The 13,568-nt window shown below is 48.8% G+C and carries 12 protein-coding genes and 1 pseudogene; 11 read left to right on the top strand and 2 right to left on the bottom strand.

Translation table 11 applies throughout. The features are described from left to right. Together ACG2E4_RS14230 and ACG2E4_RS14235 are read right to left on the bottom strand one after the other, a co-directional pair. Positions 1-422, bottom strand: a pseudogene (locus tag ACG2E4_RS14230) (dehydrogenase); the annotation flags it as partial. A gap of 475 nt (positions 423-897) precedes the next feature. Continuing rightward, complete coding sequence (locus tag ACG2E4_RS14235; RefSeq protein WP_395276947.1) at positions 898-1,944, bottom strand: formylglycine-generating enzyme family protein; 1,047 nt, start codon at positions 1,942-1,944, stop codon at positions 898-900. A gap of 894 nt (positions 1,945-2,838) precedes the next feature. Here ACG2E4_RS14235 and thrS point away from each other — a divergent pair. The 11 genes from thrS to ACG2E4_RS14290 all read left to right on the top strand — a co-directional run bounded on the left by thrS (position 2,839) and on the right by ACG2E4_RS14290 (position 13,202). Beyond that, on the top strand, positions 2,839-4,797 hold the full coding sequence (thrS, locus tag ACG2E4_RS14240; protein ID WP_395262189.1) for a threonine--tRNA ligase: 1,959 nt from the start codon (positions 2,839-2,841) through the stop codon (positions 4,795-4,797). A gap of 18 nt (positions 4,798-4,815) precedes the next feature. Next, entirely contained in the window at positions 4,816-5,361 is a 546-nt protein-coding gene (gene infC, locus ACG2E4_RS14245; RefSeq protein ID WP_395276966.1) for a translation initiation factor IF-3, read from the top strand. A gap of 138 nt (positions 5,362-5,499) precedes the next feature. After that, complete coding sequence (rpmI, locus tag ACG2E4_RS14250) at positions 5,500-5,697, top strand: 50S ribosomal protein L35 (protein WP_395262187.1); 198 nt, start codon at positions 5,500-5,502, stop codon at positions 5,695-5,697. Positions 5,698-5,733: 36 nt separating this feature from the next. Then, positions 5,734-6,081 carry a 50S ribosomal protein L20 gene (gene rplT, locus ACG2E4_RS14255; protein ID WP_395262185.1) on the top strand — a complete coding sequence of 116 codons (348 nt, stop codon included), beginning with the start codon at positions 5,734-5,736 and terminating at the stop codon, positions 6,079-6,081. 319 nt (positions 6,082-6,400) lie between these two features. Next, the gene (pheS, locus tag ACG2E4_RS14260; RefSeq protein WP_395262184.1) at positions 6,401-7,408 is read left to right on the top strand and encodes a phenylalanine--tRNA ligase subunit alpha; all 1,008 of its coding nucleotides are present in this window, start codon (positions 6,401-6,403) and stop codon (positions 7,406-7,408) included. A 115-nt stretch (positions 7,409-7,523) separates the two neighbouring features. Continuing rightward, a complete protein-coding gene (pheT, locus tag ACG2E4_RS14265) occupies positions 7,524-9,932 on the top strand; it encodes a phenylalanine--tRNA ligase subunit beta (protein WP_395276948.1) in 2,409 nt (802 codons plus the stop codon). Between the two features lie 11 nt (positions 9,933-9,943). Continuing rightward, complete coding sequence (locus ACG2E4_RS14270) at positions 9,944-10,204, top strand: hypothetical protein (RefSeq protein WP_395276949.1); 261 nt, start codon at positions 9,944-9,946, stop codon at positions 10,202-10,204. After that, on the top strand, positions 10,201-10,506 hold the full coding sequence (locus ACG2E4_RS14275) for a cell division protein ZapA (RefSeq protein WP_395262181.1): 306 nt from the start codon (positions 10,201-10,203) through the stop codon (positions 10,504-10,506). The genes ACG2E4_RS14270 and ACG2E4_RS14275 overlap by 4 nt, the downstream gene beginning before the upstream one ends. A gap of 308 nt (positions 10,507-10,814) precedes the next feature. Then, positions 10,815-11,633, top strand: coding sequence for a TIGR00282 family metallophosphoesterase (locus ACG2E4_RS14280; protein WP_395262180.1), 819 nt, complete (start codon positions 10,815-10,817; stop codon positions 11,631-11,633). A 5-nt stretch (positions 11,634-11,638) separates the two neighbouring features. After that, positions 11,639-12,334 (top strand): ABC transporter ATP-binding protein, encoded by a 696-nt coding sequence (locus ACG2E4_RS14285; protein WP_395276950.1) that lies wholly within the window; start codon positions 11,639-11,641, stop codon positions 12,332-12,334. A 175-nt stretch (positions 12,335-12,509) separates the two neighbouring features. Then, complete coding sequence (locus ACG2E4_RS14290; RefSeq protein WP_395262178.1) at positions 12,510-13,202, top strand: tetratricopeptide repeat protein; 693 nt, start codon at positions 12,510-12,512, stop codon at positions 13,200-13,202. Positions 13,203-13,568: the final 366 nt, after the last annotated feature.

Consider the following 13,568-nt stretch of genomic DNA (forward strand, 5'->3'; position numbering starts at 1 on the left):
ATCGGGCGGAATCCGGGAGGTGTGGCCAGGATCACCACATCGGCCAGCTCAATGGCATTTTTGTAGGCGTCAAAACCCACAAACTTGTGCTCTTCCGGCACGTTCAGCTTTTCCGGCTGATCGGAAAACACCTTCCCAAGGGTGCTCAGGCTGTCGTCCAGCCGATCGCGGAACGCATCGGCCATGGCCACCAGCTGCACCCCGTCTCCCGTGCTCAGCGCCTGCCGGGCGGCGCCGGTCCCACGCCCGCCACAGCCGATAAGGGCTACCTTCAGCGTAGCACTGCCCCCGGCATAGGCACCCGCTCCCACCGGAAGCGAACTCAGTAATAGGCCGCCCGCCGCCAGCGACGAAGAGGTCTTTACAAAATCACGTCTCGAAATATTCCGTTTGCTGTTGTTCTGATCTTTTTGATTACTCATAATATCCGACTCATGGTTAAAGTTTACACTCCGCGATCCGTAACAGTCCCATCGGCGGGAGCGATATATTTATTTAAAAGAGGTCTTTGTAAAACCGTTCTTTTGTCCAATTTCTGCATTTTTGAACCTGGACAAAACTCCTGGTCTTTCAAAGCCCTCTTGGAAAGACACTGTCATTCCGGTTGTAAATTCAAATTTGGTTACCAACACACAGATATATTTATGTTAAGTATTTATTTTCAATTTGTTCTTGTTGTTCTTGGAAAATCTCAATTACAATAAACGACTGCGAACTAAGGTAACTGATCCAGGGTAACACGGGTAACACAGCAACCTGGATTTCGGCCCTTTCCCACAGAATGCAGATTATGCCGATCATGGAACGTTACTGTTTGAACCGATATTCCGTGGAAGTCTACAGCATCATGACATCTGTCTTTATGGTAAAGCTGAAAGTTCATGGTTGAAATCGGCACTAGTTATAATCCTCAATTGCATCAATCCAGTACTGTTCCATCTCTTCCGGGGGCGGTGGGTCGGCCGGCCGGACTACCCGAAAGCCCACAAAGGGGGCATCCGTCAGCCACCAACGACTTTTGGGCAATTGCGGATCCCTGCGTTTCCACCGCTTGACCGAGTGTTGCCGGCTGGCACATCGAAGTTCCGCGGACTCCTGCGACCACCCGCCCCCGCGCAGTGATCGGGGATACAGCTGGTCCGGGAGAAAAAGCGGGTTTTCAGCACCTTCCTCAATTCGGTCGAAATAGTCTTCGTGATACTGGTCCATCGTCCACTCCGCCACGTTCCCGTGCATGTCGTAGAGTCCCAGTTCATTGGGCTTTTTCTCTCCCACATGGTGATACTGGCCGTCACTGTTGCCTTCGTACCAGCCGTATTCGTCCAGGGCCGCAACATCTTCACCAAAAGAATATGCCGTGTTACTCCCCGCGCGGCAGGCGTATTCCCATTCCGCTTCGGTGGGCAACCGGTAGAAGTGCCCGGTCTTTGCCGTCAGCCACTTGGTATACATAACAGCGGCGTAGTGGGTCATATTAATAGCGGGATATCCTTCGCGACCCATCCCGAAACTCATGTCCACATAAGGCGGGGTGGGAAGCGACACCGCATCCGCCTGCAGGGCAACGTCTCCCGAGGCCGGCAGCTGTCCCTTCAGGTCTTCGATCTCTTCTTTTACAAACAGATCATACTGATCCCATGTAATTTCGTGAATCCCCATCCAGAAGGAATCGACAGACACTTTTTTGGGCGGCCCTTCATCCTCTTCACGCCCCGTCTCCTCCGGGGGACTGCCCATCACAAACGTGCCACCCGGGACCGGTGTCATCTGAATCGCCTGATCAGAGCCGGGTATCGGTTCAGTATATGGCTCAAAATCTTCTGATACCGGCAGATTGCCGGCTTTTTCAGGATAGATGGTGGAAGCCACCAAAATAATTCCGAATACGAGGTACCACGCCCGAGGAAGGAACTGCTTCCGAAAAAAATTGTGAAATGTAGTCAAAATTATGTGTTGCTAGTGGATTGAGATGGTTACGATGGATATCCGTTTTATCGATTTCCATACATTATAATTAAAGCAAGCTGTTAACGCCACAAGTAAAGAGCATGAAAGAGAACCGTTGTAATGGATTTTTTAGAAGAAGCCAACAAGACTGCGATCAACCGTTTGCTTCACGACCAAAAAATAAATAATAAGAAGAAACACATATTAACCCGGATTTTTCACGAAATAGATTATCTGTTTACAGAAATATCCGGTCTTAAAATATAAGAGCAGCATTTAATTTCAACTCGTTGTGAAGTTTTTCATGTGAACCTTAACATTCGGGGCGATAATTCACGTTTCCCATCTTTAACGCGAACTACATGCTAAAAACAGGTGATTACCATACATGCTAATTAACGAGCTCTTTTCGGGGATTCCCATTCCTGATTTCATATTAACATTTTCGTTAAATACCCGCACCCGAAAGTGCACGTTGGAATATCCTTCCTCAAAAAGTCTTTTGGCTTCATCTGATATTGACATACTGATCAGGCCATTTTTCATTTAGCCCGCATTTCTCGCCAAGATATTTGTTTTTCAGCAAGTCGAAGGGCAAATGGCCGTGCAGACGTACGTTGGTACGTTGAGCAGGTGATTTGTCCTTCAACGCAGCTAAAAGGCCCATTTCGCAGCTTGTTACAGACTGTAATGATAATTTGGTAGAAAATTTTTTATAACCTTAAGTTATTGCCATCCATGAAGTTACATGATTTTATCCAAAATACTCGTGAGAAATCCGGGTTAGCGCGACTGAGGTAAAAAATATGGGGTAAAATTCTCTTTAGCTCTCCTCTATTTTTTATATTTTTACCAGCTCTCAAACTTGGTAACAGTTTTTAAATTGAATTCATGTCTGAAGAAAAAATTACGATAACCTTCCCCGACGGTTCCCAAAAAGAATACCGCAAAGGAATTACCGGCTACGAGGTCGCAGAATCTATTTCAAAAGGTCTGGCGCGCGAGGCTCTCAGCATTACGCTTGATGATGAAATTATGGACCTGGACCGGCCCATAGAGAAAGATGGAACCATTACGATTAATACATGGGATAGCGAAGACGGCAAATATACGTTTTGGCATTCTTCAGCCCACCTGCTGGCAGAAGCGATCCAGGAGCTGTATCCAGAGGCAAAATTTGGGATCGGTCCCCCGATCGAAAATGGCTTTTATTACGATATCGACTTTGGCGATCAGGCCGTGGGAAAAGATGATCTTGAAAAGATAGAGCAGAAGATTATTGAAAAGGCTCGTCAGAAATCGGAGTTTGAGCGGCAAAAAGTTTCGAAACAGGAAGCGCTCGAGTTTTACAGGAAAAAAGATAACGAATATAAAGTTGACCTGATCCAGGATCTTGAAGACGGAAATATCACCTTTTACACGCAGGGGGATTTTACGGACCTCTGCCGGGGGCCCCACATCCCGGATACGGGGCGGGTGAAAGCCGTTAAGCTCACCAATGTGGCCGGGGCTTACTGGCGCGGCGACGTGGACAGCAAGCAGCTGACACGGATCTACGGGATCTCTTTTCCAAAACAGAAACTGTTGAAGGAGTATGTCCACCAGATGGAGGAAGCCAAGCGCCGCGACCACCGCAAGCTCGGCAAGGAACTTGATCTATACATGATGGATTCGATGGTGGGCCAGGGCCTGCCGGTCTGGAAGCCCAAAGGCACCGTACTGCGAAGAACACTCGAAGAATTTCTGAAGGAGGAACTGCTAAAAAGAAATTACCAGGAGGTTATAACACCTCATATCGGGAATATTGAGCTGTACAAAACCTCGGGGCACTATCCCTACTACAAAGAGTCACAGTTTGCACCGATTAAAGTTGACGACGAGGAGTACCTGCTCAAGCCCATGAATTGTCCTCACCATCACCGGATCTATTCCTCCAAACTGCGATCATACAGGGATCTGCCGATCCGGCTCGCAGAGTTCGGTTCCGTTTATCGGTACGAGCAGTCCGGGGAGCTGAGCGGGCTTTCCCGGGTCAGGGGCTTCACCCAGGACGACGCACATATTTACTGTATGGAAGAGCAGTTGAAGGACGAACTGCTCAATGCCATCGATCTGACGCAGCTTGTATTCAAGACGTTTGAGATGCCGGTCAAAACCCGCCTGTCTTTCCGGGATCCCGAGGATACCGAAAAATATGCAGGCGATGTTTCCTCCTGGGACAAGGCTGAGCAACAGATCAGGGAAGTTGCCGATGACATGGGGCTGGACTACTTCATCGGTCGCGGGGAGGCCAGTTTTTACGGGCCCAAAATTGATTTTATAATCAAGGATGCCATCGGCCGCAAATGGCAGCTCGGAACGGTTCAGGTAGATTACGTTATGCCGGAGCGCTTCGATCTGACATATATCGGTTCTGACAATGAGAAGCACCGGCCCGTAATCATCCACCGTGCCCCCTTTGGCTCCATGGAGCGTTTCTGCAGTATCCTGATCGAACATTTTGCCGGTGATTTTCCCGTCTGGTTGTCACCGGTGCAGGTCAAAGTCATCCCGATCGCAGATGAGTTTAACGAATATGCCCGCCAATGCGCCTCTGAGCTGAAAAAAAATGATATCCGTGTTGAAGTTGATGAGCGGAGTGAGCAAATTGGCGGAAAAATACGGGATGCTGAAACGAGTAAGATCCCATACATGTTAATAGTAGGTGGAGATGAACAGAAAGAGGGAACGGTCTCCGTTCGCCGTCATAAAGAAGGCGATATCGGAACTTTTGATTTTTCTGAATTTATTTCTAATCTAAACGAGGAGATCGAGAACAAGGAAGTTCCTGATCATTCAAATTCAAACTAAAACCATATAGAGGTAATTATCGGAAGAAGTAGACGACCACGTCCGCGAAAAGATCCGGACAGACCAAATGTAAATGATGAAATACGTTCACGCAAAGTACGCGTAATACGGCCTGATGAAGAACATGAGGTGGTGGATATTGATCGTGCTCTTGAAATTGCGCGTTCTTATGACCTGGACCTTGTTGAGGTGGCTCCCAAAGCCAAACCGCCCGTCTGTAAAGTGATAGACTTCGGCAAGTTCATGTATGAGAAAAAGAAGAAGGAAAAAGAGGCCAAGAAAAAACAACACACGGTACAGGTCAAAGAGCTGCGCTTCCGGCCCAATACTGATGATCACGATCTCGAATTCAAAACGCGACATGCTCGTGGTTTCCTCGAAGATGGTGACAAGGTCAAGGCGACTGTCCAATTCAGGGGTCGTGACATGCTATACACCGAACGGGGCGAAGAGCTGCTGTTGGATTTGGCAGAAGAGCTGAGCGATGTGGGTGAGATTGAATCAAAACCCACGATGGAGGGCCGTCGCATGATTATGATGCTCTCTCCCACTTCTAAAGGATAGCTCCTGCCAACCAGCAATGGGGGCTTCGGCCACTTCTCTGGGTGATAATTAAAGGAAGTTCCAAATATTCCTTTAATCAATTGCCGATAATGCTTATCTTCGAACTCTTTTTGAATCAAAGATAAACAGGTGAATACTATGCCTAAGATGAAAACCAACAGCGGAGCCAAAAAGCGCTTCAAAATTACCGGTACCGGCAAAGTGAAGCGAAAGAAGGCAGGAAAACGACATATCCTCACCAAAAAGACGAGTAAGAGAAAGCGGAATCTTGGCAAACCGACCCTGGTCGACGACACGCAGGTGAAAAATGTCAAGAAAATGCTTCCGTACAAATAATCTTAACACTAACTTTTAACACATAAATCAGATAAAATGCCACGATCAAGAAACAAGGTGGCTTCCCGTCGCCGTCGCCGAAAGATTCTCAAGCAGGCGAAAGGTTACTGGGGCAAGCGAAAAAATGTGTATAAGTTTGCGAAGAATGCGGTAGAAAAAGGGATGCTCTACCAGTATCGCGACCGCAAGGTTCGTAAACGGGAATTCCGAAAACTCTGGATTACACGCATCAATGCAGCTGCCCGCCAAAACGGTACAACCTATTCCAGGCTGATGGGAGCCCTGAAGAAGAAAGACATTGAAATCAATCGCAAAGTATTGGCCGATCTGGCCGTGCGTGATCCGGAAACGTTCTCCGCTATTGTTGAAAAAGCAGCGGCATAAACGGTTCACTCTTTGATGTCAAGCCGGCAGATCTTATTACAACAGATAAGATTTGTCGGTTTTTTTATTATTGGTACCATATTTAGCCGTATTCGGCAATACGACAGGACATGGGAGGTATTACCTGGAGGGGCCGATCTCATTATTCTGAGCTCACCGCAGAACTCCTTATATTCGGGTGATCAGGATAAGATAAAAAGAAGCCCTGTTTATATTAGCAGGATCGGTTTTCAGGTATTGGTACTTCTGGCGGCGATTCTTCCAATTTTCACAGTTGTTGCTACACGCATATTGCACACTTGACAGATAAAAAAATGTGATGCTCGATTACATAGAAACGATAAAACAAGAAGCTGAAGAATTTTCAATTGCAAACGAGGAGGAGCTGGAGGCGTTCCGGCTCGAGTTTCTTTCCCGGAAAGGCAAAGTGCAGGAGATGTTCTCCCGTATGGGGGAAGTGCCCGACGATGAAAAAGCCAGGGTGGGCAAAGCGATGAACGAAGTAAAAACCCTGGCTCAGAACAAGTTTGAGGAAAGCAAAGAACGCCTTAAGCGGGAAGAGGCACGGCAGGTATCGGCCACTGACGATGTAACCCTTCCGGCACCTCCCCAGACAGTGGGCTCCTACCATCCCCTCACCCAGACGCTCAACGAAATGAAGGAGATCTTCTACCGGCTGGGTTTTTCCATTGCTGACGGACCGGAGATTGAAGACGACTTCCACAATTTTACGGCCCTCAACTTCCCCCCGAACCACCCGGCCCGTGATGAACAGGATACCTTTTTCATTCGCAAACACGACGATCCCGACCGGGACGACCTTGTTTTGCGAACCCACACCTCTCCTATTCAAATCCGGGAGATGCAAAAAAGAAAACCGCCTATACGGATTATTGCACCCGGCAAAGTGTACCGAAATGAGGCGGTAAGTCCCAAGTCGTATTTCCTGTTTCACCAGGTGGAAGCGCTATACGTGGATACCAACGTAAGTGTGGCGGAACTAAAAGAAACGCTCATCAGCTTTGCCAAGTTAATGTTTGGCAGCGATGTGAAATATCGGTTGCGCCCCGGATTTTTCCCGTTTACCGAACCCAGCCTGGAGATGGATATCTGGTGGGAGACCAATGGAGAGGGAAAATGGCTGGAAATTCTCGGCTCCGGCATGGTCGATCCCAACGTTTTTAAATCTGTCGGCATTGACCCCGAAAAATATACGGGCTTTGCGTGGGGAATGGGAGTCGATCGGATCGCCATGCTCCGGCACGGTATTGACGATATTCGCACGTTTTATGAAAATGATGTTCGCTTTTTATCACAATTTGATTAATTCTGCAGGAACGCAGGTGGCGCGAGCGAAAAGTACCTTCTGAATTCCTGCGAGGAGCTGCCTCCATCACGCGCGCTCCATCTGGGTTCCTGCCAAAAATTATTGATCTCAGCACATGAAAATTTCTTACAACTGGCTACATGAATTTATAGATCTGGATCTTACCCCGGAAGAAACCGCAGAAAAACTGACCCTGATCGGCCTCGAGGTGGACACACTGAAACCGGTTGGAAGCAAGCTGGACGGGGTCGTGGTTGGAGAGGTGCTGGAGGTGCGGGAACATCCCAATGCCGACCGGCTGCAGCTCTGCCTCGTAAATTTGGGAGATCGGCAGGTTCAGATTGTTTGCGGGGCTGACAATGTTGCCGAAAATCAGAAAGTGCCTGTCGCTACCGTAGGCACAACACTGCCCGTAACCCTGGACAACGGAGAGCCGCTGACTATCCGAAAAGCTGAACTGCGCGGCGAAAAATCCGAAGGGATGATCTGCTCCGAAAGTGAACTGGGCATCAGTGACGATCATTCCGGCATCATGGTGCTTAACAACGGTGCCCGCCCGGGTGAGCCGATCGGCTCTGCCATTGACCTCTATGAGGATACCGTCATTGATATCGAAATTTCTCCCAATCGGCCGGATGCAACTTGCCACCTGGGGGTTGCCCGGGACCTGGCGGCCGCCCTCGACCTGAAACTTGAAAAACCGTTTACCGAAACGTTCGATCCCTCTGCCCCGATCGATAACGAAATTGAGATCGAGATCGAAAATGAAGACAAATGCCATCGCTACACCGGTAAAATGGTCAAGGGCGTTACCATAGAAGACTCACCGGCATGGATTCAAAACAGGCTCAAGGCGCTCGGTGTACGTCCTGTAAATAACGTCGTGGATATCACGAACTATGTGCTGCTCGAACTCGGGCAGCCCCTCCACGCTTTTGATTATGCTACAATCCGTGGAAAAAAGATCGTGGTCAGGGATTTTGACGAAGATATCGAATTTGAAACCCTGGATCACGTAAAACGCACTTGTCCGGCCGGAACGCTGTTTATCTGCGACGGAGAGGGTCCGGTGGCTATAGCAGGCGTCATGGGCGGGGTCGATTCGGAAGTGGATGAGGAAACCACCGATATTTTAATCGAAAGTGCCTATTTTGATCCCGGTACCATCCGCAAAACTGCAAAAGAGCAGAACCTTCAGACCGATGCCTCCTACCGTTTCGAACGGGGCATAGATCCACAGTTGCAACGTATTGCTGCCGAACGCTGCGCGGCACTCATTGCCGAGGTGGCCGGCGGAACAGTGGTAGCGGGATGTACCGATATTCACCCGGTCAAAACGGAGCCTCGCGAAATCTCACTGCGCCTGAGCTACGTCAACCGTCTGCTGGGTACCGATTTAGAACGGGAACAGGTGAATACATTCCTGGAGGCCCTGGAGCTCAAACTAGTGGACCAGCAGCAGGCAACTCTCAAGTACAAGGTGCCGACGTTTCGTCCAGACCTGGAGCGCGAAGTGGACCTGGTTGAAGAGGTGGGGCGCCTGTTTGATTACAACAACATACCGGCTCCCACGCATGCCAAGTTCATTACCCCGGAACCGATCAGCAGCCATGAAAAACTGATGGTTCGCATCCGAGATACGGTTAAAAGCCTGCGTTTTAAAGAGATCTACAGCAACTCGCTGATGCCGGAAGAGGATGCCTCCTACCTTGGTGATCTCGAGCGGATGATCAAAACGCTGAACCCGATCTCCAGGGAGATGACAACGCTCCGCCCCTCCCTTCTTTACGGTTTTCTGAAGGCAGTGGCGTACAACTTCAACCGGAAAAATTCCAGCGTCCGATTCTTTGAGGTCGGCAACACGTTCAATGAAGCCGACGAGGGAACCTACTACGACGGGATAAAGGAAGAAACCAACCTGCTCATGGGTATTGCCGGACTCAAAACGATTGAGTACTGGAACAGCGAACCCCGGGCTTACGATATTTTTGACCTCAAGGCAGAGGTAACCGCCTTTCTCCGGCAGCTCGGACTGCACGAGCACACCCACACCCACAAGCGGGATGAACGGCTGGTGTACACCGTCAATGAGACCGAGATCGGTTCCCTTTACGAGGTCGATAAAAACATGCTTGCAAACCTGGAGATAGAACAACCCGCCTTTGCCGCCGAGTTTTCCATTACCCGAATTGAGCATCAGCTGGAGAACCTGCCTCCCGCAACATACGAACCGGTATCAAAATATCCCTCGTTTGAGTTCGACCTGGCGGTGGTCGTAAACGCTGGCGTACCCGCCGGAGATATGATAACCACCATACGGGAGACAGCCGGGAATTCACTTGAAACCATCGATATCTTTGACGTTTTCGAGGGCGAATCGATCGGCGAATCGAACAAAAGTATTGCCTTCCGGCTGTCATTCCTTGACAAGAATAAGACGTTGACTATCAATGATATAGAGCCTATTATTGATGAAGTATTGACCGTACTGGAGAAACAGTACTCCGCTAAATTAAGAGCATAACTTCGGTAGATGTGCTGACAAACGACAGCCCATATCATCAAAAATTCCATCAGCTCCTTGATCAGATTCGCGGGGAGGTGGAGCATCTGCAAGATCAGGTTGCTGAGCTGGAGCAGGAAAACCAGCGGCTTCGCGAAAAGATCGAGGAGATACAGGAGGGACAAACCGATATCTTTTCTGCCATGGCCGAGAGCGAACGGCTGGCCCTGCGTCACCAGGTGCTGGGTCTTATCTCGAAAATTGATGATCATCTCGAGGAGCAACAGCAATGAAATCGATCAAAATAAACGTACTTGGCAAGCAATATCCCATCAAGGTTGAGGAGTCTGAAGAGGAAACCATGCGCAGGATAGCCCAGTATGTGGATGACCGGTTCATGCAGTACAAGAAAGAGTTAAAAAAACAGCCGGAAAGCACCGTTATGGTACTGGCTGCTCTCAGCCTGGCAGAGGAAATTTTTGAAGAGCGGCGTCGAAACCGTGAGCTCAATCAGCAAGAGGACAAGCTGATGCAGGATGTCAACCAATCGCTTGAAGAATTTATCGAAGAGATCACTTCAAACCGGGAACAGTGACCTCTTTTTTACCATTCGCAATCCCATTTAAACACTGCCGGCCCTTCGCTGCACAATGAAACGGTATCGAACAGACTTCATACCTGGTACCGATCCTTGTGGCCGGATGCTGTTCATTAGTTCTTTTACCGCAACATGATACTTTGCCCAGCCATCAGCACGATGTAGCAACACGCCGGGCAGACTCGGTTTTTCCATTCTGAATACCACTTTATATTCCTTACCTTTGTGCTTCTTATTTATTGATTTACTGAACCGCCAACGGAACCGGCTCCCTATTTGCACTTAGCCGGAGATGAGCCAGAATCATGAGCAAACAACTGAAAATTCTTTTTATAGGAGATATCGTAGGTGAACCCGGGCTTAGCCTTCTCCAAACGTTTCTACCCGGATTAATCGACAAGTATGAAGCCGACTTTGTGATTGCAAACGGTGAAAACTCCCACGAGGGACACGGAATTAATCGCTCAATCATCCGGAACCTGCACGACCTGGGCGTTCACGTGATTACAGGGGGCAACCACTCCTTTGCCAAGTGGAAAGTGTTTTCCTATATGAAAAAAAATCATGAGATACTGCGCCCCCTGAATTATCCGAAAGGAAACCCCGGTTATGGATACGGTATATACGATATTCCGGGCTTTGACCATAAAATCGGCGTGTTAAACCTGCAGGGTCGCACCTTTATGAAGGCGATCGACGATCCTTTTTCGACTGCTGACTGGGCGATCGATCGCATACGGGAGGAAACCGACACCATTTTTATCGACTTTCACGCCGAAGCCACCGCCGAAAAGCTGGCCCTGGCCTGGCACCTGGACGGGAAGGCCAGCGTGTTTGTTGGCACACACACCCACGTTCCGACCAATGACGCCCGTATCTTCCCGGATGGAATGGGATATATCAGTGACGCCGGCATGACCGGTTCTTTTGACTCTGTGCTGGGTATGGACAAAAATGTGTCGATGAAGCGGTTTATGCTCGGCACTCACCAGCGTTATCAGATAGCGAATGGCAATAATCACGTTTGTGCGGTGTATTGCGTGGTGGATCTTGAATCGAACCAGTGTCTCCATATCGAATCTCTTGTTTATCCGTCCTTCAGGAACAGCAAGCTTGAGGAGTGAACTTTATGCCTGTCAAATCCCCCATTTTAACCGGAACCGATATTCTCAAGACCTATCCCGCTAAAACCGGTGAAGGAGCCCTCACCGTACTTGACTACTGCTCAATAACGATCAATTCCGGGGATATTGTTTCGGTGGTTGGTCCCAGCGGCAGCGGTAAAAGCACGTTATTGCACGTACTCGGGGGATTGGACCGCCCCGACTCCGGGGAGGTCGCCTGGAAATCCAACTCCATTTACAACCTGACTGCGGAAGAGCTGGCCGATTTCAGAAACCGCGAACTTGGGTTTGTTTTCCAGTTCCATCATCTGCTGCCTGAATTTTCTGCCCTGGAAAATGTACTCATGCCTGCCCTGATCGCCGGTAGAAGCCTTGAGGCCTCCGAGGAGCGGGCGATGGAACTGCTTAGCCGCTTCGGAATTCCGGATCGTGCCGAACACCGTCCGACCGAATTATCGGGTGGAGAGCAGCAACGGGTATCAATGGCCCGGGCCCTCATGAATAACCCATCCCTGATCCTGGCTGACGAACCCACCGGCAACCTGGATGACGCCAATACCCGCATTGTACTGGATTACCTGTTTCAGCTACGTGAAGAAGATGGGGTCAGCATTCTTCTTATTACTCATGAAAAAGATATCGCCGGGCGCTGTGATTTGACCTATGAACTAAATAAAGGCAGGCTGAATCCGTTTAACTAAAGATCGTTCTGGTATTTCACCACCAAATTCATGAAACCCTATCTGTAAAGGCCGGTTTTACAGTGCTTCAATTTATCCCTGAACTATCGTTCATTTTTGATTTTGGGAAGTGCCAAAACAATACTAATTTTGACCACTTAAAATTTCAGCATAACATTGATATAAGAAGATTACAATGGCTAAACGAAAAATGACCCAGGAAGAACTCGAATCAGATCCCCTGGTTCAGTCTGTTGAAAGGGTCCAGAGTTTGTATGTTCAATATAAGAGCGAAATAATAGGCGGTGCTATTGCTCTGTTTCTAATCATCGCAGGTGGAATAGGGTATTATTATTACTCACAATCCCAGGAACGGCAGGCCCAGCAGTTAATGGGACCCGCAGAAACGGCTTTCCTGCAATCTGACTATCAAACCGCCCTGAATGGGTCTGACGAGGATTTTACTGTTGGTTTTGAGCAGATCATTAATAATTACGGCGGCACTGATGCCGGTAATCTTGCCCGCTATTATGCCGCTGTTTGCGAATATAACCTTGGCAATACCGAGCGTGCACTCAGTTACATGGAAGATTATGAGGTGCCGGAAGGTATTCTTGGGGTCGGTCCCCTCTCCTTTATGGGCGTATTATATACCGACTTGGGTCAGCATGCACAGGCTGCACAAACCTATCTCAGGGCAGCCGAGTGGGATGAAAACGATGCAACAACACCCTACAACTACCTGGAAGCGGCCAGTGCATTTTATGATGCCGGAGATACTGCCCAGGCCCGGGAATACGCCAGCATCGTGGTGCGGGATTATCCCGGCAGCGAGCAGGTACCCGAGGCGGAACGCCTTCTTGGAATGATTGCCGCGGCCTCAGAGTAGTAATAAATTTGGGTTTGTTTTTTGAAAAGCTCCCGCCTTTCCTGCGGGAGCTTTTGCTTTATTACGGGATTCCTCTACAATATTTAATAGGAACCTTTACAGAACCTGCTGTTTTGTTGGGAGGTAGTTGTACTACCGGCCTTGGTGACCTTTTAACGGGAGTACAACTTCCTCTGAACAGGAATTGAGGGTTGTGCAAAGCCCCCTAATATTTAACGTCAGTCCGGGAAAGAAATAATGTTCATACTGTTTATATTGTCCTGAGACACCGTTGGTGGTACACTCCTGATTTTACATTTATCATTACCAAACGGGACTTTTTGATTGAGGACGACTAAATAAAAAAATCCGCCTGTTCTGGCAGGC

Origin of the sequence: Halalkalibaculum sp. DA384 (assembly GCF_043951955.1) — a bacterium.
Taxonomy (GTDB): domain Bacteria; phylum Bacteroidota; class Rhodothermia; order Balneolales; family Balneolaceae; genus JAMQKA01.